The 23283-nt window shown below is 49.8% G+C and carries 27 protein-coding genes; 13 read left to right on the top strand and 14 right to left on the bottom strand.

Translation table 11 applies throughout. The annotated features are described in order from the left end of the window. The first annotated feature begins 2 nt into the window (after positions 1-2). Positions 3-548: an NAD(P)-binding domain-containing protein gene (locus GUA87_RS06370; RefSeq protein ID WP_193715654.1), complete on the top strand. Its 546-nt coding sequence runs from the start codon at positions 3-5 to the stop codon at positions 546-548. Here the strand turns inward: GUA87_RS06370 and GUA87_RS06365 are convergent, their stop codons facing one another. Further along, positions 549-1166: an alpha/beta family hydrolase gene (locus GUA87_RS06365; RefSeq protein ID WP_193715653.1), complete on the bottom strand. Its 618-nt coding sequence runs from the start codon at positions 1164-1166 to the stop codon at positions 549-551. Positions 1167-1257: 91 nt separating this feature from the next. Here GUA87_RS06365 and GUA87_RS06360 point away from each other — a divergent pair, with 91 nt between their 5' ends. Next, positions 1258-2058 (top strand): sterol desaturase family protein, encoded by an 801-nt coding sequence (locus tag GUA87_RS06360; protein ID WP_193715843.1) that lies wholly within the window; start codon positions 1258-1260, stop codon positions 2056-2058. Here the strand turns inward: GUA87_RS06360 and GUA87_RS06355 are convergent. Further along, the gene (locus tag GUA87_RS06355) at positions 2055-2990 is read right to left on the bottom strand and encodes a CHAD domain-containing protein (protein ID WP_193715652.1); all 936 of its coding nucleotides are present in this window, start codon (positions 2988-2990) and stop codon (positions 2055-2057) included. The genes GUA87_RS06360 and GUA87_RS06355 overlap by 4 nt on opposite strands. 122 nt (positions 2991-3112) lie before the next feature. Between GUA87_RS06355 and GUA87_RS06350 the strand changes: the two genes are divergently transcribed. After that, entirely contained in the window at positions 3113-3943 is an 831-nt protein-coding gene (locus GUA87_RS06350; protein ID WP_193715651.1) for an FAS1-like dehydratase domain-containing protein, read from the top strand. Between the two features lie 43 nt (positions 3944-3986). Here the strand turns inward: GUA87_RS06350 and GUA87_RS06345 are convergent, their stop codons facing one another. The 3 genes from GUA87_RS06345 to GUA87_RS06335 form a co-directional block, all read right to left on the bottom strand. Further along, positions 3987-4538 (bottom strand): copper chaperone PCu(A)C, encoded by a 552-nt coding sequence (locus tag GUA87_RS06345; protein WP_227711700.1) that lies wholly within the window; start codon positions 4536-4538, stop codon positions 3987-3989. A gap of 17 nt (positions 4539-4555) precedes the next feature. Beyond that, positions 4556-5170 carry an SCO family protein gene (locus tag GUA87_RS06340; RefSeq protein WP_193715650.1) on the bottom strand — a complete coding sequence of 205 codons (615 nt, stop codon included), beginning with the start codon at positions 5168-5170 and terminating at the stop codon, positions 4556-4558. 82 nt (positions 5171-5252) lie between these two features. Continuing rightward, positions 5253-5708, bottom strand: coding sequence for a DUF2946 family protein (locus GUA87_RS06335; protein WP_193715649.1), 456 nt, complete (start codon positions 5706-5708; stop codon positions 5253-5255). A gap of 197 nt (positions 5709-5905) precedes the next feature. On the opposite strand from GUA87_RS06335, the gene GUA87_RS06330 reads away from it, so the two are divergent. The 4 genes from GUA87_RS06330 to GUA87_RS06315 are packed head-to-tail and all read left to right on the top strand — an operon-like array spanning position 5906 to position 9696. After that, the gene (locus GUA87_RS06330) at positions 5906-6856 is read left to right on the top strand and encodes an ABC transporter permease (protein ID WP_193715648.1); all 951 of its coding nucleotides are present in this window, start codon (positions 5906-5908) and stop codon (positions 6854-6856) included. After that, positions 6853-7704, top strand: a complete 852-nt coding sequence (locus tag GUA87_RS06325) for an ABC transporter permease (protein ID WP_193715647.1) — start codon at positions 6853-6855, stop codon at positions 7702-7704. The genes GUA87_RS06330 and GUA87_RS06325 overlap by 4 nt, the downstream gene beginning before the upstream one ends. A 1-nt stretch (position 7705) precedes the next feature. Then, complete coding sequence (locus tag GUA87_RS06320; RefSeq protein ID WP_193715646.1) at positions 7706-8704, top strand: ABC transporter ATP-binding protein; 999 nt, start codon at positions 7706-7708, stop codon at positions 8702-8704. Beyond that, entirely contained in the window at positions 8701-9696 is a 996-nt protein-coding gene (locus tag GUA87_RS06315) for an ABC transporter ATP-binding protein (protein ID WP_193715645.1), read from the top strand. Before GUA87_RS06320 ends, GUA87_RS06315 begins: the two co-directional genes overlap by 4 nt. Here the strand turns inward: GUA87_RS06315 and msrB are convergent. Further along, positions 9693-10094 carry a peptide-methionine (R)-S-oxide reductase MsrB gene (msrB, locus tag GUA87_RS06310; RefSeq protein ID WP_193715644.1) on the bottom strand — a complete coding sequence of 134 codons (402 nt, stop codon included), beginning with the start codon at positions 10092-10094 and terminating at the stop codon, positions 9693-9695. The genes GUA87_RS06315 and msrB overlap by 4 nt on opposite strands. A 124-nt stretch (positions 10095-10218) precedes the next feature. On the opposite strand from msrB, the gene GUA87_RS06305 reads away from it, so the two are divergent. Further along, positions 10219-10593: a DUF2794 domain-containing protein gene (locus GUA87_RS06305; protein WP_193715643.1), complete on the top strand. Its 375-nt coding sequence runs from the start codon at positions 10219-10221 to the stop codon at positions 10591-10593. Here GUA87_RS06305 and GUA87_RS06300 read toward each other — a convergent pair. Both GUA87_RS06300 and GUA87_RS06295 read right to left on the bottom strand, forming a co-directional pair. Continuing rightward, positions 10590-11906: a tetratricopeptide repeat protein gene (locus tag GUA87_RS06300; protein ID WP_193715642.1), complete on the bottom strand. Its 1317-nt coding sequence runs from the start codon at positions 11904-11906 to the stop codon at positions 10590-10592. The two genes, GUA87_RS06305 and GUA87_RS06300, sit on opposite strands and share 4 nt — an antisense overlap. A gap of 4 nt (positions 11907-11910) precedes the next feature. After that, the gene (locus tag GUA87_RS06295) at positions 11911-13389 is read right to left on the bottom strand and encodes a M81 family metallopeptidase (protein ID WP_193715641.1); all 1479 of its coding nucleotides are present in this window, start codon (positions 13387-13389) and stop codon (positions 11911-11913) included. Positions 13390-13622: 233 nt separating this feature from the next. Here GUA87_RS06295 and GUA87_RS06290 point away from each other — a divergent pair, with 233 nt between their 5' ends. Further along, entirely contained in the window at positions 13623-14249 is a 627-nt protein-coding gene (locus tag GUA87_RS06290) for an RNA ligase family protein (RefSeq protein WP_193715640.1), read from the top strand. Positions 14250-14351: 102 nt separating this feature from the next. On the opposite strand, the gene GUA87_RS06285 is transcribed toward GUA87_RS06290, so the two are convergent. From GUA87_RS06285 to GUA87_RS06275, 3 genes are all read right to left on the bottom strand, one after another. After that, the gene (locus GUA87_RS06285; RefSeq protein WP_227711699.1) at positions 14352-15035 is read right to left on the bottom strand and encodes a Bax inhibitor-1/YccA family protein; all 684 of its coding nucleotides are present in this window, start codon (positions 15033-15035) and stop codon (positions 14352-14354) included. A 97-nt stretch (positions 15036-15132) separates the two neighbouring features. Next, positions 15133-17673: an ABC transporter permease gene (locus tag GUA87_RS06280; protein WP_227711698.1), complete on the bottom strand. Its 2541-nt coding sequence runs from the start codon at positions 17671-17673 to the stop codon at positions 15133-15135. Between the two features lie 5 nt (positions 17674-17678). Continuing rightward, on the bottom strand, positions 17679-18392 hold the full coding sequence (locus GUA87_RS06275) for an ABC transporter ATP-binding protein (protein WP_227711697.1): 714 nt from the start codon (positions 18390-18392) through the stop codon (positions 17679-17681). Positions 18393-18403: 11 nt separating this feature from the next. Here GUA87_RS06275 and GUA87_RS06270 point away from each other — a divergent pair, with 11 nt between their 5' ends. From GUA87_RS06270 to thpR, 3 genes are read left to right on the top strand one after another with little or no spacing between them, the layout of a single operon-like run. Continuing rightward, on the top strand, positions 18404-19072 hold the full coding sequence (locus GUA87_RS06270) for an arylesterase (protein ID WP_193715638.1): 669 nt from the start codon (positions 18404-18406) through the stop codon (positions 19070-19072). A gap of 41 nt (positions 19073-19113) precedes the next feature. Continuing rightward, positions 19114-20157, top strand: a complete 1044-nt coding sequence (locus GUA87_RS06265; protein WP_193715637.1) for an NADP(H)-dependent aldo-keto reductase — start codon at positions 19114-19116, stop codon at positions 20155-20157. 11 nt (positions 20158-20168) lie between these two features. Beyond that, positions 20169-20729, top strand: a complete 561-nt coding sequence (thpR, locus tag GUA87_RS06260; RefSeq protein WP_193715636.1) for an RNA 2',3'-cyclic phosphodiesterase — start codon at positions 20169-20171, stop codon at positions 20727-20729. Here the strand turns inward: thpR and GUA87_RS06255 are convergent. Together GUA87_RS06255 and GUA87_RS06250 are read right to left on the bottom strand one after the other, a co-directional pair. After that, positions 20726-21613, bottom strand: coding sequence for a polyamine aminopropyltransferase (locus GUA87_RS06255; RefSeq protein WP_193715635.1), 888 nt, complete (start codon positions 21611-21613; stop codon positions 20726-20728). The two genes, thpR and GUA87_RS06255, sit on opposite strands and share 4 nt — an antisense overlap. Beyond that, positions 21610-22083 (bottom strand): low molecular weight protein-tyrosine-phosphatase, encoded by a 474-nt coding sequence (locus tag GUA87_RS06250; RefSeq protein ID WP_193715634.1) that lies wholly within the window; start codon positions 22081-22083, stop codon positions 21610-21612. Before GUA87_RS06250 ends, GUA87_RS06255 begins: the two co-directional genes overlap by 4 nt. On the opposite strand from GUA87_RS06250, the gene GUA87_RS06245 reads away from it, so the two are divergent. Beyond that, positions 21993-22451, top strand: a complete 459-nt coding sequence (locus GUA87_RS06245) for a 4a-hydroxytetrahydrobiopterin dehydratase (protein ID WP_321575883.1) — start codon at positions 21993-21995, stop codon at positions 22449-22451. The two genes, GUA87_RS06250 and GUA87_RS06245, sit on opposite strands and share 91 nt — an antisense overlap. 25 nt (positions 22452-22476) lie before the next feature. Here GUA87_RS06245 and GUA87_RS06240 read toward each other — a convergent pair whose 3' ends face one another. Next, the gene (locus GUA87_RS06240) at positions 22477-23238 is read right to left on the bottom strand and encodes a 3-hydroxyacyl-CoA dehydrogenase (RefSeq protein WP_193715632.1); all 762 of its coding nucleotides are present in this window, start codon (positions 23236-23238) and stop codon (positions 22477-22479) included. Between the last annotated feature and the right edge of the window lie 45 nt (positions 23239-23283).

The raw sequence follows: 23283 nt of genomic DNA, 5'->3' as shown, positions 1-23283 counted from the left end.
CATTGGGGAATTTATCCGGAACAACAATTGGTGTTGTAGGTATCGGCGGAATGGGGCGACCCATTATCCGCCGTTTTCTTGACCATAAAGTACAAATTTTCGCCTATCATATCAGGCCTGCCATTCGCTACGAAATCGCCCGAATGGGGATCAGCCTTACCGCTTCATTGTCTGATCTCGCCGCAAAAATGAGTGGCCAGCCGGTTTTCCTGTTTCTGGACCCAACTGAAATGCCGGAAGTTATGGAAGGGGATGACGGGCTTCTTAAAAATCTGGCGGCGGAAACCCTTATTGTCGACATGTCGACAACATCTGTCACAGACACAAAACATTACGCCAAACTTGCACGCGCAAGAGGCGGTGACTGGATAGATATCCCAGCGCGCGGAAATGATGAAGAAGCCATCGAAGGAAAACTCAAATTATCTGCAGGCGGAAACCAGAAAAATCTGAGCACTGTAAAACCTCTACTTGATTTAGTGTCGAAAGACATCAAACTGGAAGGGGACATTGGCAGCGGGCAAAGTGCCGCCCTCGCCCCGAGCTAACTAGAGTTTTTGAACGAACTGATCCACAGCTTCCATAGCGTCCAGCCAGTTTTCTTCCTCCGTCCGGCCGGACGCTTTTCGTGGCTTGAAACTATGATCTCCATCTGGCAGCCAGTGATACTCAACCGAACTGGCAAGGGTAAGTTTCGCGACATTTTCACGATTACCCATGGTGTCCCTCTCCCCTTGGGCGATCAAAGTGGGGGTTTTAATGTCCATTAGATGGTCGATCCGTGGCTTGTCCGGCTTACCCATGGCATAAAACGGATACCCGAGACACACCAGCCCATCAGCGCCCACTTCATCCGCAATCAGTGACGCCATGCGCCCACCCATTGATTTCCCGCCAATGATCAGTTTCTGACCGTCATTTCTTTCAGCCCCAATTACCTCCTGCCAGCGCTCCAACAATTTCGGCTGGCGATCTGGTGGCCGCTTTGATCCGGTTTCGCGGCGCTGCTGCATATAAGGAAATTCAAAGCGAACAGTTTCATGGCCAAGCTCTGCGAGTTTTTCAGCAAAGAACACCATAAACGGACTATCCATGGGCGCGCCCGCCCCATGAGCCAGGATAATCTTTGTTTTTGCGTTTTCAGATCCGTTTTTTAGTAAATCCATAAAGCCCTTCTCGCTTTTCTAACGAAATATTGAACCGGAGCGGCAATAATCCCTATATCAAAGCAAGGACGCAACAATTAGTATCGTGACCATGTTTGATCAGATTATGGAAAATGAACCGACAATCAGGCTGGTATTCTTTTTTGGAACCCTAGCTCTTGTTGCGTTGTGGGAGATTTTGTCGCCAAGACGGGAGCTTCGTGTGACCAAGTGGTGGCGATGGGCAAATAATCTAGGCCTTACCTTTTTGAACTCCTTCATTTTGCGGATCGCTTTTCCTATTCTTGCCGTGGGCATGGCGGCACTCGCGGCAGAAAATGGTTGGGGCCTCTTAAATATAATCAACCTGCCCCTATGGGCATCTGTTATTATTGCCGTAATTGTTCAGGATCTGATTATTTACGGGCAACATGTTATCTTTCACCATGTTCCGATTTTGTGGCGCCTTCATAAAATGCATCATGCAGATCCAGATTACGATGTGACCACAGGCGCCCGTTTCCACCCGATCGAAATTTGCCTGTCCATGGGTATCAAGCTGGGTGTTGTCTTCCTATTGGGCCCGCCCGTCATTGCAGTTATCATTTTTGAAATCCTGCTAAGCTCCATGGCCATGTTCAATCATGCCAATGCAACATTGCCGGGTCCAATTGATAAAATCGTCCGGTTGTTTGTAGTGACGCCAGACATGCACCGGGTGCATCATTCAGCCTATTACCCGGAGTTTAATCACAATTTCGGATTTAACCTGTCCATCTGGGATCGGATTTTCGGCACTTACAAAAAAGCGCCTGATGACGGTCAATTGGGTATGACCATTGGGCTGGAAAAGTACCAGAAAGATCTAAAGCAAAGTATCCTCTGGATGATCTTGCTGCCGTTTAAACGTTAGAGAAGATCGTCACTTTGGATAGCGTAATCTTCAAAGCGATGCCAGCTTTGTTGGAAGGCGTGAAGCTGGTCTGCCACCTGATCACTGGCCGCGTTAATTTTAACCGACATCAGGGTCAGAATATTGGCCACATGCTCCGCTTTTACATCCGCGGACAGGCGGCTAAGAAGCAACATTCCTTCTTTTACATCATTCACATGACCCAACGTATCCTGCATCTCAACCAGTATGTCATAGCCTTCGTTCAGCTTACCTTCGTGGATGAGAGATGAGAAAAACCGAAGATGGTATCGGCAACGTTTCACATATTTTCGAACCCGGTGCAGCTCCTGCGTTGAACGTTCCTCGATATACGCGCCCTTGCTCAAAAGGTTCATGCGTCCGTCTTCCAGAACATCCAGAACAAATGGCTTTAGCGGACTGCTCAAGAGCTTGTTACCGGTACGCCCTAAATGCGACGACCAGTCCGAAAGCCTCCATTTATCGAACCGCTTGAAGGTTTTTTCGAAGCGCCCGCCCATAAGCTCCTGTTCAATAATCTGATACTCATCTTCGCGCATCAGCTCTGCGTGATACCTAAGATGGGCGTAATCCGCCTTCATTTCCTCAAGGGGGCAGTTTTCGTCCAGCATACCGGATAAAAACACATCCATATCACGGGCTTCACCTAGCAGATTTCCAAAATATCGAAACTCTCTAGTGATCCGTTTTTGAATTTCAGGCGGGATAATGGGTTTAAAGATCTGCATGGCAACACGTGTGCGCCGCATCCCAATGCGGATCTGCATCAATGACGCTTCATCATGGTTATCCCGAAAGCGTTCAAAGTTGATAAACAAGTGGGCCGCGCACTCTTTGAATACCTGCTGGGCCGCGTCTCCAACAGTCTCACAGAGTTTCATATTTAATTCTGGCAGTTTATAAACTTCCATTTTCATCGCGCCTGTTGCCCCAAATTCCCGTCCCATAGACGGCTGGAATAGTGTATAACACTATATATAGTTCCTTATGCTAAAATATAAACGAAAGAAAACGCAAGAGAAGCACAAGAAAAATGAAAAAAAATCTTCAAGACTGGGTTGGAAATTCAGAAACGCGCGTTGAAATCATTCACCAACAATCTCTGGACGGTTTTGCCGCCCTTATGGACGAAGATGTTCCCGCCTCTACATTTGTCCCACCGGGTGGGCATTGGATGTATTTTACACCGCAAACGAAACAGTCTGATCTTGCGATTGACGGTCATTCCTACAAAGGCGGGTTTCTGCCCCCTGTGGACCTTCCCCGCCGCATGTGGGCAGGTGGACGCATTCATTTTTTCCGGCCTCTGGAGAGCGGTGATAAAGTAACAAAAACCTCCACCGTCCGGTCCGTAACTGAAAAAGAAGGGCGTACAGGAAAGCTCATTTTTGTCACGGTTGAACATGGTCTTAGTGATCCTGATGGCAGCTATATCAAAGAAGAGACTGATATTGTCTATCGCGATGCACCAGATCCAAAAGCCCCTAAAAAAGCCCCTGAAATGGCCCCAACTGATACGGATTGGGAAGAGGTTATCACACCAGATCCAGTGATGCTGTTCCGCTACTCAGCCCTCACCTATAATGGTCACCGTATTCATTATGATCGGGATTATGTCACTCAGGAAGAAGGTTATCCGGGTCTTCTGGTACACGGACCACTAATCGGTACATTGCTGATGAGACTGGCGACCGAAAAGATGCCCGGTAAAAGCCTGAAGCAATTTGATTTCAGAAATTCGAACCCGGTGTTCGACATCAACAGTTTCACCCTTTGCGGCCGGAAAGTGGATGAGAACACTTGTGAAGTTTGGGCCAAAGGCCCGGACGGCGAACTTGCGGTTTTTGCAACCGCCAAGTTTTAGGAAAAAAATGGGAAGCCAAGGCTTCCCATTTTCTTAAATCCGATTAGTTGGATTTCATTTTCTTCATGCCGTCATGTTTCATGTCGCCATGATGACCGTGTTTCATATCGCCCATGGCACCAGACGCTTTCACTTTGACCATAATGTCCACGGCGCCTGCTTTTTCAAACTGTAGTTTCACAGGAAACTCGGTGCCTTCCTCCAGCTTCTGCTTCAGACCCAAGAACATCACGTGATATCCACCTGGTTTTAGCTCCAGCATTTCGCCGGCTTTAACGTCGATGCCTTCTTTCATTTGCATCATACGCATCACACCTTTTTCCATTTTGGTGGTGTGAATTTCGACACGCTCTGAAATGCTGGAAGTTGCTGACACAAGACGATCGTCTTCTTTGCCCATGTTATGGATATTCATAAAGGCACCCGCAACTTTGGCTGTAGCTGTCCGTGCACGTGCCCAGGCATCGCTTACTTCCAATTTACCGTGTGTAGAATGCGTGCCGTGGCTTCCCGCAAAAGAAGTTCCACCCATCAGACCAAGTGCCATGGTTGCTGCTACGGTTGCCATAACAGCGCGTTTTGTCATTTTCATCATGAGATCATCCCTCATTCTCAAAGTTGTTCACTAATTTTCTTAATGATCTCTTCCGGGGATGTTCCATAGGAGAAGACAGTGCTCAGGTTACCTTCTTTATCCATCAGGTAGCTGAAGGAGGTATGATCTACCAGATAGTAATCCGGGTCATCTTCCTTGTTCACTGCTTGACCGTATGCACGGTAAGCTTTCTTCACCTCGGCGATTTGTTCGTTTGTGCCTGTAAGCCCCACAATGCGTGGGTCAAAAGCATTTACGAACTCGTCCATAACTTCAACTGTATCGCGTTCAGGGTCCACTGTAATAAAGACAGGGGTCACACCATCTGCCTTATCACCCAAACCTTGAATAACTTGCGCATAAACGTTCATTTCTGTTGGGCACACATCCGGGCAGAAAGTGTAACCAAAGAAGACCAGCATCAGTTTGCCTTTGAAATCTTCTGCCGTTACCACCTGCCCTTTGTTATTGGTCAGTGTAAAAGCGCCCCCGATTTGAGGTGCCCCAACAATCGTACCGGAGCGCTGACGGGAACTGTTAGGTTCCGGCAAGGCGCCTGTAAGCACCAATGCTGTAATAACCACACCAACAAGGACGAGGGCTGCGACGGAATATGCAAAGATCTTGTTCATTTTATCACCATAAACATCAACCGAAAGAAATCGGTGTTTGACGAACTGGTGGGGGTATCCCACCAATCATTTAAATTGACAGTCAAACGGTTTCTGGTGGCGCCCTCAAAGCCGGATAGCCCCAAAAGGGCGGGGAAGAAAAACCGATTTCTTCCGATAATGATATGCCTGAACTGATAAGCTGTTTTTGCGCTAGCGCAACTACGGCAACATTATTTACGCCAACATTGCCTCCGAACCAGCAAAGCGGGCAATCAGGGCATGCATCACATGGTTCCGCGTCCGCTGCGGCCTGTTGCTCTTCCCCAAATATCTCTTTCGCTGAGACAAGCTCGATCCCGTTCTTAGTGCAAACTTCAATAAAGTCTGACCCTGACGCCGCCGCAGCGTAAGCACTGTGCGTCATGGGAACCATCAAATTCAGGGAAATTGCCAAAATCGCGAGGAACGCAAATACACGTCCCCAGACACCTTTTCTGCTTTCGTTAAAGGTGTGCTTTAAAGGTTTATGAGGCCCTATTTCAGCGACGTTGGACATGCCCGGACACTAATTCACATCCCCTTTTGCTGCAAGAGAATTATCATTGCTAAAAAGGCGTCATTAGGGCAACAATCAACAAGACTTTTGCGGGTTTAGGCAAATGATTGACTTCAAACATTTATTTGCATACAGTCGACCCAACAAAAGAGAACGGGCCTTTATGGCAATTAACAGGGCAGTCTGAGCACAAAAGTATGAGTGTTTTCTTTGCGAAACGGTTTTTAACGCTACTGGCGACCTTGATCGGTGCCTCGGTGGTGATTTTTACAGTGATGGAAATCCTTCCCGGTGATCCCGCACTGGTTATATTAGGCGTTGATGCGACCCCGGATGCGGTCGTTGCACTTACAAAAGAGCTGGGGCTGGATCGCCCCGCAATAGAACGGTATTTCACCTGGATCAGCGGCCTGCTGGTTGGTGAGCTTGGTAACAGCTACGCTTACAAGGTTCCGGTTACCGAACTGGTGGAAAGTGCGCTCAAGATCACAATTCCATTGGCCATCATGTCCATGATCCTAAGCGTGACCATCGCCTTGGTCATCGGTCTATATGCTGCGGCCCATCATAATAAGGCAAGTGATGTCACATTGATGGGGATCAGCCAATTGGGGATCTCAGTTCCAAACTTCTGGCTTGCAGTTCTTTTGATCCTTTTCTTTGCCGTTAATCTGCGCTGGCTGCCACCAGGTGGTTTCCCCGGTTGGGAAGATGGTATCTGGCCTGCCATTCGCGCCCTGATTTTGCCAGCGGTAGCTTTGGCAACGGTGCAAGGCGCGATCCTTGCTCGTATTACCCGCTCCTCCGTTTTGGAAGTCTATCGTGAGGATTTTGTCAGAACCGCCCGTGCCAAAGGCCTCAGCCGTCAGGCGACCCTTTGGACACATGTTTTAAGAAACGCAATGATCCCGGTCCTCACCGTCATGGGACTTCAATTTGGCAACCTGCTGGTCGGTGCCGTCGTGGTGGAAAATGTGTTTAACATGCCGGGCCTTGGCTCCACAGTTCTGAAAGCCATCAATAACCGCGATACCATCGTTGTTGAAAATGTGGTGCTGTTGCTCGCGGCCATGGTGGTTGTCACCAACTTTGTTGTCGACATTTTGTATGCTGTAGTTGACCCACGATTGAAGGCGCACGACATATGAGTATTGCTACGTCTCAATCATTTGCCGCCCGCTGTATGCGCAGTCGCAGCTTTCTGGTTGGCGGCCTGATTACGATTTTTCTCTTAATCAACGCCGCGGTTTCGCTTTTTTGGACCCCGGGTGAGGCGATCGTCATCACTGTTAAAGATCGCTTTAAAGGTCCTTCGCTTGAGCATTGGCTTGGAACCGATCAGTTTGGCCGTGATGTCATGTCCATGTTGATGACAGGGACCCAGAACTCAATCACGGTTGGTGTTGTGGCGGTCTCTATCGGTTTGTTTGCAGGTGTGGCGCTTGGCCTTTACGCCTCCGCCAAGCGGGGCTGGACGGAAGAGCTTATCATGCGGCTCAGCGATTTCTCATTCGCCTTTCCAGCCATCCTGTCGGCGATTATGATCACGGCGATTTTGGGTCCGGGCGGCGTCAACTCCATCATCGCCATCGGCATCTACAATATCCCTGTGTTCGCCCGTTTGACCCGCGGTTCTGCTAACGCCATCTGGACCCGGGAATATGTGATGGCCTCCCGAGCGTCAGGTAAGGGCAAGTTCCGGATTACTATCGAACATATCCTACCCAATATCCTGTCCATCATTATCGTGCAGGCAACCATTCAGTTTGCGATCGCCATTTTGGCGGAGGCTGCGCTTTCCTATCTGGGTCTTGGCACACAACCACCGCATCCTTCATGGGGGCGCATGCTGAACGAAGCGCAAACGCTCATGTTCCTGCAGCCCATGCAGGCGGTTTATCCGGGTGCGGCAATTGCCCTTGCAGTGTTCGGACTGAACCTGTTGGGTGATGGCCTTCGTGATGTTCTTGATCCACGTCTCAGCAGGAAACGGTAATATGTTGCTTCTTGATGTCGAAAATTTAAATGTGGATCTGGCAACGGCAAGGGGCCCTGCCCGTGCTGTGCGCAATCTAAACATCCAGCTGAACAAGGGGGAGACCCTTGGCATTGTTGGGGAAAGCGGTTGCGGTAAATCCATGACAGCCCTTGCTTTGATGGGACTGCTGCCTGAAAATGGAACCTCCACTGGTGCCATTCGTTTGGCCGGTGAAGATTTGCTGCAAAAGTCCGAAGCGGACATGTGCAAAATCCGCGGCAACCGGATTGCCATGATTTTCCAGGAACCCATGACGTCTTTGAACCCGGTTCACACCATCGGCCGGCAGATCATGGAACCGCTGCGGCTTCATCGCGGTCTGAATAAAAAAGCGGCGCTGGAAGAGACCATTCGTCTTCTCGATCGCGTGGGTATTCCAAATCCGGCAGAACGGGTGCGCAACTATCCACACCAACTATCCGGTGGTCAGCGTCAGCGTGTCATGATCGCATTAGCACTTTCCTGCGCGCCAGATATTCTGATCGCGGACGAGCCAACCACAGCTTTGGATGTGACCATTCAGGATCAGATCCTAGATCTCATCCAGTCTCTGGTTCAGGAAGAAGGCATGTCGCTTGTCCTTATCTCCCACGATCTTGGCGTGATTGCAGAAAACACCCAAAAAGTGATGGTGATGTATGGCGGAACAGTTGTGGAAAGCGGCGAGACAGACAAGATCTTTGATGAACTGACCCATCCCTATACACAAGGGCTTTTCGCTGCCATGCCGAAGGTCGGCATGGGCCGAAATAAGCGCCTCACCACCATTCCCGGCACGGTTCCTGATCTGATCAACCTGCCAACAGGGTGTACATTTACGGATCGCTGTCCGCTGGCGTCAGATACATGCCGCGATACTGTTCCCACCCATGACGCCATGTCAGAGAGTCACTCTGTCGCCTGTCACAATATGGAGAAGGCCGAAGAGGCCCGTAAATCAGGGGGGCTGTATCAATGACAAAAACAGTTCTTAAAGTCACCGATCTTGTCCGCCATTATCCACTTCCAAAGGAAAGCCTGTTTGCGGCCCCACGCTTTGTCTACGCCTTGAACGGCGTCAGTTTTGAAATCAAGGAAGGCAGCAGTTTTGGCATCGTCGGCGAAAGTGGCTGCGGTAAATCCACACTTGCGCGTAACGTGATGGCCTTGGAAGACACAGACTCCGGATCAGTAGAAATCCTCGGCAATGAAGTGGTTGGAAAATCTTTTTCTGAGCTCCGCCCCTTGCGAGAGCATTTCCAGATGGTGTTTCAAGACCCTTATGGATCCCTAGATCCCCATCACACAGTTGGTCGCATCGTTGCGGAACCGCTCACCGTTATTGGGTCGCTGGATAAAGCGGAAAAAGAGAAGCGGGTTGCAGAAGTTCTGTCATCTGTAGGCCTCAAACCAACAGATGCGGAGAAATACCCTCATGAGTTTTCAGGCGGACAACGTCAACGTATCGCCATTGCCCGCGCATTGATCACACGGCCATCATTGATTGTTGCCGACGAGCCGGTTTCTGCCCTAGACGTATCGGTTCAAGCGCAGGTGCTCAATCTGTTGCGCGATCTTCAGGATGAATTTGGTGTGACCTATATGTTCATCAGCCATGATCTGGCGGTGGTGGAATATCTCTGTGATGAAATGGCGGTGATGTATTTGGGATCTATCGTTGAAAAAGGTCGCACAGAAGATCTCTATGCCAATCCGGCGCATCCTTATACACGTATTTTGCTTGATGCTGTTCCAAATCCAGCCGCTGGTAAGAACCGGAAACGCATTCGCCTTGATGGTGGAGTGACGGGTCAGACCGAAAAACGCAATGGATGCGCGTTTCAGGATCGCTGCCCCATGGTGGAAGATCGCTGCCGCCGGGAAACCCCGACCTTGTCCACGGTAAAAGGCGACCATCTGGCCGCCTGTCATTTTTCCGATAAAGTGAAAGATCTTGGGAAGACGGCCTAGTCTTCCCCGCTTTCTTCAAAATCCAGCGCTGCAGAATTCAGGCAATACCGAAGGCCCGTTGGCTCTGGCCCATCCGGGAAGACATGCCCCAAATGGGCATCGCAGCGATTGCAGATCACTTCCGTGCGGCGCATAAAGAAACTCCGATCATCCACTTCGCCGATCATTTCCTGGTTCAGTGGTTGATAAAAGCTCGGCCAACCTGTTCCGGATTCATACTTTGTTTCTGAGGAAAATAGCGGCTCCCCACAGCAAAGGCAGTTGTAGACGCCTTTGCGTTTGTTATCGTGATACTTGCCGGTAAACGCCCGCTCCGTCCCTTTTTTACGGGTGACTTTATATTGTTCCGGGTTCAGCTGTGCTTTCCACTCAGCATCGGTTTTGACGACCTTATCCATCTTCAATCTCCCAATTGATGATTTCACTCCACTCACCATATTATACGCTAATCCGTCTATTTAATGTCACAAAACTTGACGGCAAGGCCTCATCAGGTGACAATCACGTGAACAGGAATGGCATATGAGCGACATTATACAGTTAAACCAGTACCAGCCTCATGATGCGGGACGCAGTATAAATGGCAGCCGCACACCAGCCCCTGTTTTCTTTAATCGCCGTGAACTTGGAATGATCTTGCAGGTCTATGGTCGAATGGTCGCCAAATCCGAATGGCGTGACTATGCTATTGGCCAGACAAAAACGACCTGTTCTTTCGCGGTGTTTCATAGAACCACCGAAAAACCACTCTATAAAATCTTCAAAGAACCCAAACTTGCCAACAAACAAGGTGCCTTTTCCATAGAAGGGCAAAACGGTCGGATCCTGAAGCGCGGCAAAACACTGGAACAGGTTCTTCGCCTGTTCGACAAGAAACGTTTCGAAACGGTTGATTAAGCGCTCGCAGCAGCTTTTACTTTTTCAAATAAATGCAGATCCAGTTCAGGGGCTTTCCTGAAATCTACGCGCGCCTGCAGCAACGGTAACGCCTCATCAAATTTGTTTTGTCGCAGCAGACTTTGGATCCAGACCTGCTCGAACAAATCGCGTTGGGCGTGACTACCACCAATGGACTGCATATTTTCCCGTGCGGGTGCCAACAACTCCTCCGCCCCGGCATAATCTCCATCTGCGTAAGCCACAAAGGCACGTGTTGCTGGGATCGCCACATCTTCCCATGCGCCTCTGGTCATTTGGGGCGCATCCACTGTCATCATTTCCATTCCAGCCAGAAGATTGTTCAGCTCCAACTCTTTACCGCCACGTGCGAGGGCAAAGGCGTATTGCATATCAAGGAAGGGTTGATCCTGAACGAAACTTCTGTCGGACACATAATTCGCCACATCCGTCCAACGATCCCCTACATCAACACCTGCAATTTCCAATCGCCAGAGGAGGGATATGGCGTTGATCTGATCCTGACTATAGGTTTTGTCCCGCCCCCATACATGGGTGTCATAAAGGGTGAGCGCTTTCTTGAACTCTTCCCGTTCCAGATGAAACAGCGCCAGATGCCACCAGTTGTGGGTATACATAAAGGAATTGCAGCCGTCCCATTCACCAGACAAGGAAGACATCCAGTCAATCCCTTCCTCATGGCGGCCTTGCGTTACCATTACATGGGCAACCGCGTGATGGGCCCATGGCTCACATCGCTGCATCTCTGTAGCCCGGCGGGCCGCTTCTTCTGCCTCTTCAAGCTGGCTCATCTGCTCAAGACCAAAGGCACGCATCCCATGGGCGTAGGCAGTCTCTTGATGGGCGTCGATGACCTGATCAGCAAGCCAGAGCATGCCCTCATCATCCCCAAGATTGAAATAATGGGTTTGGCCCATTTTCGCAGACAACAAATCCCGTGGATACAAAGCGGCCAGTTTTCTAAAACAGCCAAGCGATTTTTTCAAATCCCCTTGGCGAGACGCCCACATAGCCTCCACCAGCAGCTGCTCGCGCTCGGTTGACATGGCGGCCGCTTCAAGGGCGCGATTAAAATACTTGTCGGCAATTTCAAGACGGTCTGGTGTTTCGATAAACAGGCCCAGAATGCCGCCTAAAGTGGCGGCCACTGCACAATTTGGATCTTCATCGGAAGCTTCAAATATTGCCGCAAAATCTGTCCCATAACCGATCAGGCTGGTGGTGAAGCGATTAATCGCATCAATGGTTTTCTCAGATTGCGTCGTAACGTCGTTTCCGTAAAGATCCTTCATATGGTCACGCCTCGTTAATCAGATCCAGTGGGTAAATCGGGCGGCGCACGTTCTTATACTCAAGAAGGTTATTATCCGATGTGGTCACCCCTTTACCGTCCAGTGTCAGGGTCGCTTTGGCAAGGCCTGCAAAGCCTGCGCGGTAATGAATACGGCTTTTCAGAACTATGTATTTTTTGTGCTCTGGCTGGATACCCATGGAGGTGAATACCCCCACATCCCATGGTTCATGATGGTTGGAGACAATCACGATCTCCATCCGTCCAGTATCCAGAACCGCCGACGGTCCCATAAACACCTTCACACCAGTATACATAGGGCCGTGAACGGTCCATTCGCCATTGGTCAGGACCTTCACCGTACCAGTAATTTCAAGCGGCTCGCCCACTTCACCGATAGATGGCATATCCGTCTTACCGCCAAGTTTCAAAGTGACCTTGTTACCGATGCCGGCCTTCTGCATTTCTTGAACGGCGACCGGGTCCCAAACCGCACCAACGGCAACATCTTCCAATTGCTGACGATGCAGCTCTCCAATAACTGTCATGACATCCTGCGTTGCGCCAGATCCACAGTTATCAGCGTGATCCAGAAGAATGACCGGACCTTCTTCAATGGCTTTGGCTTCGGCGATTTTGTCAGCCAACGGGGCGTGTTTATAGATGAAATCTTCGCGGCGGTCCCACGCGGCGGCGAGAATGCGATCACGCACTTCGTCGGCCTTGGCTTTGTCGCCATCAGTAACAATAATCACGGAGTTACCGGAATCTGGCATATCTGCCAATGCGAATCCGCCAAAAGCAGTCGCTGCCAGTACACCTGGCTCTTTTTCGGCCTCGACACACATACGGATCAGGGTTGCCATAGGTTCATCATCGGTGCCCTGACATAGAGTTTGGCTAAGAAGTGGGACATTCCCCCAAGACATAACCGGATCAACTTTTCCATCAAGGCTGTCCAGCAGCGCCTGACCGATTTGGGTGCCGACCTCATACATATCCACATGAGGATACGTTTTGTAGCCGATCAACGTGGTGCAGTTGCTCACCATTTTTTCGGTGAGGTTACAATGCAGATCAAGGGTTACCGCAATAGGAAGATCTGGATCGATTTCACGAATACGCTCCAGCAGTGTGCCTTCCCCGTCTGGTGTGACTTCGGATACCATGGCACCGTGCAAATCGAGCATGGCGGCATCAACGCCATTTCGAACTTCATCCAAAATGGCACCAGCCAATTTTTCATAAGCTTCTTCGGTGACAAGACCGGATGGCATAGCTTCTGCCGCGACCGGGGTGACAATTTCCGCACCGATGGATTTAGCAAGTTCGATATAGGCACCCATAGGCATCGCCGTGCCTTCATAGGCTGCACGCGCATCTTCGCCGAAATGTACACCCCAATCTTCAAATCGTTGCCAATTTGCCGGAATTGGTGAAAACGTGTTGGTTTCGTGCTTCATCATTGCAATCAGGATGCGCATCTAAATATCTACCCCAAATAAAATTACTTAGTTTGCTTTCAAACTATTTTAGCACGAAGCCTCCATCTGCCAAGTAAAAACAAACCAATGATCCACGAAAGAGATTCATGTGATTTCTCGGTAATAGTTTCTATAATTCTGAAGATTTCCGGCTAGCTTTATTCTGGCCGCTTCACAAAAATCGCGGTATTTCTCATTATTCCACACATATACAGAAATAAGGCTTTGCCTAAATGTCTAGAAAATATGGGCGAACCTTTCACCTACCAAGCTCACCCGGTGCAACAAATGATGACAAGATCATGAACGATCTGTCTGACCTTTCAGCAGCACCTGAGGTAATTGCAACTGAGAAAATGGATGGTGAAAATACAACCATTTTCTCCAAAGGTTGTCACCCCCGTAGCCTCGATGCGAGATATCATCCATCTCGAGATTGGATGAAGGCTTTTGCAGCGGGGATCTCTCCAATGCTCTCCAGTGATGAACGGATCATCGGTGAGTATTTATTTGCACGGCATTCAATTGGATATAGTTCTCTACCGTCATATTTCATGGGCTTCGCATGGGTACTTGGAGACGAAGTGCAATCTTGGGATGACACACAGGCGAGGTTCCAAGAGCTAGGGATATGCAGCGTACCGGTTTTATTTCGTGGAAAATTTTCCGATCGGTTAGTTGACGGATTGGTATCAAAGATGGATTTTTCCTCCCAGGAAGGTTTCGTCATACGCACTGTGTCTTCCTTTGCAGAAAAGTTCATGCCAACAAAGTTGGGAAAATATGTTCGTCCGGGCCATGTGCAGAGCGAAACACATTGGATGAATGCCGAACTCGTCAAGAACAGCCTTGTGAAATAGGGATCTCAGTCTCGCCCTGAATTGGTTTCACTGCGTACGATAAAACAAAAGCCCGGCGGATGAGGCCGGGCTTCTTAAATCTACTTAAGTAGAAATCTTGATCTATTCGCGATTACCAAGCAGGCTTAGCAGCATCATGAACAGGTTCAGGAAGTTCAAATACATGGAAACCGCACCCATGATGGCGCCTTTTTCCAGAACTTCTGCGTCATGGCCATGGTAGTATTCAGACTTGATACGCTGTGTGTCAAAGGCTGTCAGGCCTGTGAAGATGATCACACCAAGGATGCTAACTACAAACTGTAGTGCGCTTGATCCAAGGAAGATATTGACCACAGATGCGATAATGATACCGATCAGGCCCATCATCATAAATGTACCCATGCCGGTCAGGTCTTTTTTAGTTGTATAACCGTAAAGACTTGCCGCGCCGAAGGTCGCCGAGGTGATAAAGAACACCCGGACCACGCTTTCAGCTGTGTAGACATGGAAGATATAGGAAATGGAGACACCAAATGTTGCCACCATGACCCAGTACAGAACCTTGGTTGTTGAGACACTTGTACGTGACATCGCAAAAAGCAGTCCAAGCGGAGCCAGCATTACTACCCACTGCAGCGGTGTACCAAACACAGCGTTATATACAGCAGGTGTATTTGCTGTGAATGCTGCTACGGCACCACTCAATGCCAAGCCAGATGCCATGTAGTTGAATACCTTCAGCATATGGCTGCGCAGGCCCTCATCCAAGGCGGCCTGGTCCACAGTCCGTGTTGAAGTATTCATTCTTGAATATTCGGTCGCCATTTATCCATTACCCTTAAGTTTTAGAATTGGTCTAAATATTGGTGGAACTCTATCATATTTCAAGTGAAATCAATAGTCATTCCGAACGTAAAATTGGGGCGGCTTTTTCACCTAACGCGCGCCACGATCCATAAAGGCCAAATAGGATGGTTACCCCAACACTGATCACCACGGTTCCAAGAACCGTAATCGGCAAGTTAGTCCATTTTGCCTCCAACACATCTGTGATGACAAAATAGGCAGCAATCCATCCCGCCGCCGATGCAATAACAGACGTTACCAGCCCCAAAAGCGCATATTCGGTGAGGAAAATCTTGAAGATATCGCGTCGTGTTGCGCCCAAGACTTTCAAAATCACAGAATCGTAAACCCGTTTCCGATGCCCGGCCGCAAACGCCCCTGCCAGCACAAGAATACCAGATACCAATGTCACAGACGCTGTTGCTGTCACAGAGGACGACAACTGTTCCAGAATTTTGGAAACTGTCTGTAACGCTTCCTTCATGCGCACCACAGAAATATTTGGGAACTTACTGGTGATCGCGCGGAACAAACCGACCTCCGCCTCATCCGTCGCTTTCGCGGTGGCAAGCAGGCTATGTGGGGCTGCCGCCAAAGTATGATGGTCAAAGACAATCACAAAATTGATGGCAAGGCTGCTCCAATCCACTTTGCGAAGGTTGGCAATTTCTGCGGTAATTTCCCGTCCCATCACATTAATGGTCATTTCATCGCCAATACCAATGCCCATGCCTTTCGCAGCGTCATCAGACAAGCTGATGAGGGGTTTTCCTGTGTAATCGGCAGGCCACCACTCCCCTTCAACCACAACCGCATTTACCGGAAGATCTTGCGAATATGTCAGGCCCCGATCTCCCCGCAGCACCCATTTCACATCAGATGAGACCGCCACTTTAGACGCCGGAATATCATTCACCCGCACAATGCGTCCACGAAGGTTCGGTACATGGTTGACATCTGATACCCCTGTGACCCCTTCGGCAGAGGCACGGAAATCATCAAGCTGAGTATTCTGAATATCAATGAAGAAGAAAGCCGGTGCATTTTCAGGCAACTGATCCTGCACCTGCTCACGAAGGTTTCCTTCGATAAGCGCCACGGTAACAAAAAGCGTCAGCCCCAACCCCATAGATAGCACCACACTTGCGGTGGCGGATCCCGGACGGTGCAAATTGGCAAGCGCCAGTCGCAACGTTGGAATGCGGGAGCGGGGCATGGATTTAGCCCCTGCCTGCACCAATTTTCCGACAACATAAAGCACTGCAAACATCACAATGGCCGCCAGAACAAAAACAACCGCGAAAAATTTCTCTTCCACCGTAAAGACGGCCAATCCAACAAGCGCTACAAAAGTCAGAATTGTCACACCTAAGAAAAAAGGCTTTGGACGATGTTTATTGCCGGTGTAATCCCGGAACAAAGACGCCGCTGGGGTCTCCCGCGCGGCGGCAAGGGGCCACACAGCAAACAGTGTCGCCGTCAACAATCCGTAAGCCGCGGCCAATAACATAGGCAGAGGCTGGAAGGACACAACCGCGGGGACCGGTAAGGCCTGCGCCAGGAACTGTGACGCCACAAAGGCACCGCCATATCCCAAAGACAGGCCGATAACCGATCCGATTAGTGCAAGTGCCATCACCTGGAAATAATGGATGCGGAAAATCAGCTGGCTGCTCGCCCCGAGGCATTTCAAGGTTGCGATGGTTTCGGTCTTCCCATCGAGATATGCACGAACGGCATTTCCAACACCAACACCGCCCACCACAAGGGCTGTCAGCCCTACAAGGGTCAAGAACATAGCGACCCGTTCAACGAACCGCTTGATCCCCGGTGCCCCGTTGGTGGCATCTGTAATCCGCCAACCTGCATCTGGTTGATCCAATTTTGCGTTATTGCGAAAATCATCAGCCGAAAGATCTTCGTTCAGTTTGAGACGGTAATGGAAGCGCACCAAGCTACCCGGTTGCACCAATCCCGTTTGCATCAGCGCATCATTGGAAATAATCACACGGGGACCAAGCGCCATCCCCTGACTCGCTTTGTCCGGTTCATGTTCAATGACACCGCGGATTTCAACAGGCAAGGTACCGGCAACAAGACGGTCTCCGACCTCAACATTGAGGCGATCCAACAGCACCCGCTCAACCAGCGCGCCGTAATAGCCATCTTTCATGGCGGTTATTGCGGCAACATCCGTCGCCTCTCCGCCCTCTAGGGTCAGCCCGCCATATTGGGGGTAGAGATCCCCAATAGCTTTCATCTCACTGAGGAGACGTTGATCTGTTTTCGGGGCGTGTACCATCGCACGCATGATATGCATGCGGCTCACCTCCCCTTGGCTTTGCAGCCATTTAAATTCATCGGCAGTCGCGGCCCGAGAAGTCAGACGAACATCAATGTCGCCGCCCAAAATCACACGGCCATTGGAACGAAGCCCTTCATTAATGGAACTGGAGAGAGTTCCAACCCCCGCAATCGCCGCCACACCCAAAATCAGGCAGGCAATAAAAATACGAAATCCTTTTAGACCCCCGCGCATCTCGCGGCGGGCATATCGAATGGCAAGCCCTAAGCTCTCTGTCTGCGCCCCGCTCAAACCACTTACTCCGCCGCTGCTTCAGATTTGGCAGTAGCGCCAGTATCGGAAACAATCAATCCATCCTCGATCCGGATGGTGCGATCGCACTTTGCAGCAAGTTTTTCATCGTGGGTAATCAGGACCAACGTGGTGTCATGGGCATCATGCAGATCAAACATCTGGTTGATAATCACATCCCCCGTGGAGCCATCCAGATTACCCGTCGGCTCATCTGCCAGAAGAATGTGAGGCTCCGTCACCACGGCGCGGGCCAGGGCCACACGCTGCTGCTCCCCGCCGGATAGCTGCGTTGGATAATGGCTGGTCCGCTCCCCAAGCCCCACAGTTTCCAGTTTTTGACGTGCCACATCAAATGCATCGGAACGACCTGCAAGCTCTAGCGGGATCGCTACATTTTCAAGGGCCGTCATAGTGGGGACCAGATGGAATGATTGAAAAACGATACCGATATGGTCGCGTCTGAAGGCTGACAATTCATCTTCTGTCATGCCATTAATCTTTTCATTACAGATATTCACATTGCCACTGCTTGGCTTTTCAAGACCCGCCATGATTGACATTAAGGTAGATTTGCCCGAACCAGATGGTCCCACAATACCCACCGTTTGTCCCTCTTGTATTTGCAAGTCCATACCACGCAGGATATTGACAGGGCCCGCATCTGAATTAAGTGTAAGATGAATATTCTCAAGCGAGATAATGGGTGACGGGGGCAATTTAGATTCCAATGCATTTCAAGAGTTTGACATTAAAGGCATATGGCAAAAGACGGCTGACTTTCAATATTTTCAGTCTCGTTTTCGTGATTTTGTTCACTCATACGTCATTCAGCGCCGCCGAGATCAAAAAAATTGTCGCTTTAGGGGACAGTTTGACCGCCGGATATGGCCTTCCGCAAAGTGATGCCTTTCCCGTTCAGTTAGAAGCTGCTCTTGCCGAAAAAGGACATCAGATCCGCATTGAAAATGCTGGCGTTTCTGGCGACACCTCAACAGGGGGTTTACAACGTCTTGATTGGGCTATCGCGGGCGGTGCTGATGCCGTCATTCTGGAGCTTGGGGCAAATGACGCCCTTCGCGGGATTGAACCATCTGTCACCAAGCAAAATCTGGATGAAATTTTAAAGCGCCTGAAAGAGAAAAGCATTCCCGTTTTTCTTACAGGTATGCGGGCGCCACCCAATATGGGTATTGATTACCAAACTGAATTTGACGGTATTTTCCCTGAACTTGCGGAAAAACACCGCGTCGCCTTTTACCCCTTCTTTCTGGACGGTGTTGCCGCGATGCCAGAGTTAAATCAAGAGGATGCCATCCATCCAAACCGAGAAGGGGTTGCATTAATCGTCGAAAAAATGCTTCCTTCCCTTATCGAGTTTCTCAATAACCCGAAATAAATTCCGGGGCGCATTAAAAATTAACTCTTCAGGATATGAATATGGAATACCGTAAACTGGGCCGCACAGGTCTGGATGTCAGCGTCATTTGCCTTGGCACCATGACTTGGGGTGAACAAAACACCGAAGTAGAAGCCCATGAGCAGATGGATTATGCATTGGATCAAGGCGTCAATTTCTTAGATACCGCTGAGTTATATCCCGTCCCACCAAAAGAAGAAACGCAAGGCAGAACCGAAGAATATATCGGTACCTGGTTTGAAAAAACAGGGAACCGTGACAAGGTCATTCTGGCAACAAAGGTCGTCGGCAAATCTGAAAGCACCTACTTCCGCGGGAATGGCGAAGTGTCCCGTATGAATGCCCGTCACATCACCGATGCGGTTGATAAAAGCCTTAAGCGTCTAAAGACAGATTATATCGACCTTTATCAACTTCACTGGCCAGAACGCAGCACCAACTTCTTTGGAAAGCTGGGTTACAACCACGTTGAAGACGAAGACACGATTGAGCTTCAGGAAACACTGGAGGCGTTGGATGGTCTGGTGAAATCTGGCAAAATCCGCCACGTAGGCCTTTCCAACGAAAGTGCCTGGGGCACCATGAAATATCTGGCTCTTTCAGAAAAACTGGGCCTGCCCCGCATGGCCTCCGTTCAAAATCCGTATAACCTGCTCAATCGTTCCTACGAAGTGGGTCTTGCTGAAGTTTCCATTCGTGAAGAATGCGGCCTGCTCGCCTATTCCCCGCTTGCCATGGGGATGCTGAGCGGGAAATACTTGGGCGGTCAGATGCCTGAAGGGTCCCGTTTTTCACTGTTTACACGCTTTCAGCGTTACACAACAGAAGTCGCCTACAAGATGACGGAAAAATATGTCGCGCTCGCCAAGGAAAACGGACTTGATCCGTCGCAGATGGCGCTGGCCTTTATCAATTCCCGCCGTTTTGTAACCTCAAATATCATCGGCGCCACGACAATGGCACAGTTGGAGACAAATATCGGAAGTATTGACATCCAACTGTCAGAAGACATTCTTAAGTCTATAGAGGATATTCACAGCGAACATCCCTACCCTTGTCCGTAAAGGAATGTGTTATGCGCCTTTTTGTTGCCCTTGATTTACCCGACGACATCAAGCAGCAACTTGGCGCATTGCAATTTGGCTTGCAGGACGCCTATTGGAGCAAGCCTGAAAACGCCCATATCACCCTTTGCTTTCTAGGTGACCTACCCGAGGCCGAGATGATCGACCTCGGCGTTGCCTTGGGAAAGATCAACTGCCCCGCCTTTGAAGTAAAAATCGAAGGGGTCGGGGTCTTTGGCAACGCCAAACGGCCCCGTATTTTATGGGCAGGTGTGAAACAGACACCTGAGATTACTCATCTTCAACAGAAGATCGCCACCATAGCCAGCCGTCACGGCATCAAACTTGAAGATCGGAAGTTTAAACCTCATATCACACTTGGCCGCGTCCATAACAGTCCATATGACAGTGTTCGTGGCTTTCTGATGGATCATGGATTGTTTAAAACCAGACCGATCCTCATGGAATATTTTACATTATTTTCCAGTCAGCTTGGACATGGTGGGCCCCACTACGAAGAAGAGTTCATCTTCGATCTGGAACCCCTCTCCACCGAAGACGCTCCGTCTTAAAATCCCAGATTTGTCCGCCACCAGGTCGGCAGCGCAAAAGATCCTGTATGAAGGTCAGGATTGTAATGGCGTCCTGTATGGGATTTCACAGGATGGGAATAGCTATGCCCATCACGACTATAAAGGAAAAAACCAAACTCCGCCGCGGGATATAGCTGCACAATGGAGCGATATCCTGATACATGGGGCAGCAATTGTTTATTCTGCATGATGCTGACCAAGTTCTGGTCCTTATCACCGCAAAGCTCCTGAAGGAAATAGGCGCGGTCTTTGCCAACAAAAATACTGTCGCTATCCAGAACCACACCACGATCCGTAATGCAGTTGGAGAAATTCTCGCAAAACTCTTCTGTGAACACCGTGGAGGAAGGACCTACAGGCTCACTCAAATCCAGAATGATCAGGTCGAACTTATCGCTTCGCGCCCGTGCACGGCGCATATAGTCTGCGGCATCACCGATGATCAGTTCGGCACGAGGGTCATTGTAATCCCCATTGATCCCCAGATATTCCTGGGACAATTCAACAACACGCTGGTCAATTTCCACCATCACGACGCGGCTGACAAAGTCATGGACCAGCACTTCACGAAGGATACCGCCATCCCCGCCACCGACAATCAGAACACTCACATCATCCCAATCACGGCCCAGAAGTGGAACATGAACCGCCATCTCGTGATACATATATTCATCAGCCTCGGATGCCTGAACCAATCCATCCAGCGTCAAAACCCGACCAAAAGTCTCATGTTCGAAAATCTCGATCTTCTGGTAAGGGCTTTGCTCCTCATGCAACTTCTTCATATCCAGCGCATGGGTAAAGGCAACGCCTTCGGTCTCTTCATGCCACCAGTTTCGGCTAAGTTCGCTGATTTTCGTCATTTCTTCATCTCATCAAGGATATGCGCCAGCAGGCCTTCTGCGGCGGGTTTTAGCATATCAAATACAGTTTCATAATCAGAGAGATCCCCATAATAAGGATCTGGAACCTCTTCCCCATTTCGCCCGGCAAAATCCATCATCATCGCCAAAGTACCGGCATATGCAGATGGGCGCATTCGTTCCAGGTTTCGGAAATTGCTATTGTCCATTGCAAGGATATAGTCAAATTCCGCAAAGTCAGTGTCTTCCACTTTTCGCGCCCGAAGATCAGACATATCATACCCATAATGGCGACCTACAAGTTGGGCCCTCTCATCCGGTGGATTGCCCACATGCCACGCGCCCGTTCCGGCGCTGTCGGTCAGAATGGTATCTTCCAATCCCCGTTCACGGACAAGTCCGCGAAAGACAGCTTCGGCAGAGGGAGAGCGGCAGATATTACCAAGGCAAACAAAAAGGACACGGGTCATCAAAACTTCCTTTAGCTGGATTTGCAGTCCTTGCGCCACATATACTCTTTAAGGGGCTGGGAGACGACGAAAAAATGACAGAAAAATTAAGCCGGGAAGATATTGAAACACTTCTTCTGGAATTACCCGGGTGGCACCTTCAGGAAGACCGTGATGCCATCCGGAAATCATTCACTTTCAAGGATTTCAACGAAGCCTTCGGATTTATGAGCCGGGTCGCCTTATATGCGGAGCAAATAAACCATCATCCAGAGTGGTTCAATGTCTACGCCCGAGTTGATGTTACCCTGGCTACCCATGACGTGGGCGGGGTCAGTTCGCTTGACCTGCAATTGGCGGCACTCATGGAAAAAATAAGCGCCGAATAGTCGGCGCTTATCTCGTCAGTATTTCTTATTTTGGTGCCATACGGATCGCACCATCAAGGCGGATCACTTCACCGTTCAGCATCTGGTTTTCCACGATATGCTTGGCAAGTGCCGCATATTCAGATGGATCGCCAAGACGGCTTGGGAAAGGAACAGACGCGCCAAGGCTATCCTGTACTTCCTGTGGCAAACCCAGAAGAAGTGGTGTTTTGAACAGACCTGGGGCAATTGTCATGATACGAACACCAACATTCGCCAAATCACGGGCAATCGGGAGTGTCATGCCAACGATACCGCCTTTGGATGCGGAATAAGCAGCCTGGCCGATCTGGCCGTCAAATGCGGCTACAGATGCTGTGTTGATACAAACACCGCGCTCACCGCTTTCCATTGGCTCTTGTTCGATCATGTCGGCAGATGCACGGCGGATGCAGTTAAAAGTACCGATCAGGTTTACGTTAATCACCTGCTGAAATTTATCCAGTGGGTGCATACCTTTGCTGGAAACAGTTTTTGCAGCTGGGCCGATGCCTGCGCAGTTTACCAGAATACGTGCCGCACCGTGGGCATCACGTGCTTTGTCAAATGCAGCTTCCACAGACGCATCATCCGCAACGTTGGTCACACATGCAACACCACCGATTTCAGACGCCATTGCGTTCGCAGCATCTTCGTTCATGTCAAAAATAGCAACCTTGGCACCAGCTTCTGCCAATGCACGGGCTGTTGCAGCGCCCAGACCGGAAGCACCGCCGGTTACGATAGCAGCCTTACCACTGATATCCATTTCACTTCTCCCAAAATCTAACAAACGTTATGTTTAGCTGCTTAC

The sequence above is a fragment of the Sneathiella sp. P13V-1 genome (assembly GCF_015143595.1).
In the GTDB taxonomy this organism is placed as follows: Bacteria; Pseudomonadota; Alphaproteobacteria; order Sneathiellales; family Sneathiellaceae; genus Sneathiella.
Note: the sequence above shows the minus strand (reverse complement) of the source record. Positions and strands in the feature narration are given on the sequence as shown.

Bases quoted from the DNA above. Each gene is read 5' to 3' on its own strand.
- GUA87_RS06365 (WP_193715653.1), bottom strand. From the start codon at position 1,166: ATGGATTTACTAAAAAACGGATCTGAAAACGCAAAAACAAAGATTATC.
- GUA87_RS06360 (WP_193715843.1), top strand. From the start codon at position 1,258: ATGTTTGATCAGATTATGGAAAATGAACCGACAATCAGGCTGGTATTC.
- GUA87_RS06355 (WP_193715652.1), bottom strand. From the start codon at position 2,990: ATGGAAGTTTATAAACTGCCAGAATTAAATATGAAACTCTGTGAGACT.
- GUA87_RS06350 (WP_193715651.1), top strand. From the start codon at position 3,113: ATGAAAAAAAATCTTCAAGACTGGGTTGGAAATTCAGAAACGCGCGTT.
- GUA87_RS06345 (WP_227711700.1), bottom strand. From the start codon at position 4,538: ATGATGAAAATGACAAAACGCGCTGTTATGGCAACCGTAGCAGCAACC.
- GUA87_RS06340 (WP_193715650.1), bottom strand. From the start codon at position 5,170: ATGAACAAGATCTTTGCATATTCCGTCGCAGCCCTCGTCCTTGTTGGT.
- GUA87_RS06335 (WP_193715649.1), bottom strand. From the start codon at position 5,708: ATGTCCAACGTCGCTGAAATAGGGCCTCATAAACCTTTAAAGCACACC.
- GUA87_RS06330 (WP_193715648.1), top strand. From the start codon at position 5,906: ATGAGTGTTTTCTTTGCGAAACGGTTTTTAACGCTACTGGCGACCTTG.
- GUA87_RS06325 (WP_193715647.1), top strand. From the start codon at position 6,853: ATGAGTATTGCTACGTCTCAATCATTTGCCGCCCGCTGTATGCGCAGT.
- GUA87_RS06320 (WP_193715646.1), top strand. From the start codon at position 7,706: ATGTTGCTTCTTGATGTCGAAAATTTAAATGTGGATCTGGCAACGGCA.
- GUA87_RS06315 (WP_193715645.1), top strand. From the start codon at position 8,701: ATGACAAAAACAGTTCTTAAAGTCACCGATCTTGTCCGCCATTATCCA.
- msrB (WP_193715644.1), bottom strand. From the start codon at position 10,094: ATGGATAAGGTCGTCAAAACCGATGCTGAGTGGAAAGCACAGCTGAAC.
- GUA87_RS06305 (WP_193715643.1), top strand. From the start codon at position 10,219: ATGAGCGACATTATACAGTTAAACCAGTACCAGCCTCATGATGCGGGA.
- GUA87_RS06300 (WP_193715642.1), bottom strand. From the start codon at position 11,906: ATGAAGGATCTTTACGGAAACGACGTTACGACGCAATCTGAGAAAACC.
- GUA87_RS06295 (WP_193715641.1), bottom strand. From the start codon at position 13,389: ATGCGCATCCTGATTGCAATGATGAAGCACGAAACCAACACGTTTTCA.
- GUA87_RS06290 (WP_193715640.1), top strand. From the start codon at position 13,623: ATGTCTAGAAAATATGGGCGAACCTTTCACCTACCAAGCTCACCCGGT.
- GUA87_RS06285 (WP_227711699.1), bottom strand. From the start codon at position 15,035: ATGAATACTTCAACACGGACTGTGGACCAGGCCGCCTTGGATGAGGGC.
- GUA87_RS06270 (WP_193715638.1), top strand. From the start codon at position 18,404: ATGCATTTCAAGAGTTTGACATTAAAGGCATATGGCAAAAGACGGCTG.
- GUA87_RS06265 (WP_193715637.1), top strand. From the start codon at position 19,114: ATGGAATACCGTAAACTGGGCCGCACAGGTCTGGATGTCAGCGTCATT.
- thpR (WP_193715636.1), top strand. From the start codon at position 20,169: ATGCGCCTTTTTGTTGCCCTTGATTTACCCGACGACATCAAGCAGCAA.
- GUA87_RS06255 (WP_193715635.1), bottom strand. From the start codon at position 21,613: ATGACGAAAATCAGCGAACTTAGCCGAAACTGGTGGCATGAAGAGACC.
- GUA87_RS06250 (WP_193715634.1), bottom strand. From the start codon at position 22,083: ATGACCCGTGTCCTTTTTGTTTGCCTTGGTAATATCTGCCGCTCTCCC.
- GUA87_RS06240 (WP_193715632.1), bottom strand. From the start codon at position 23,238: ATGGATATCAGTGGTAAGGCTGCTATCGTAACCGGCGGTGCTTCCGGT.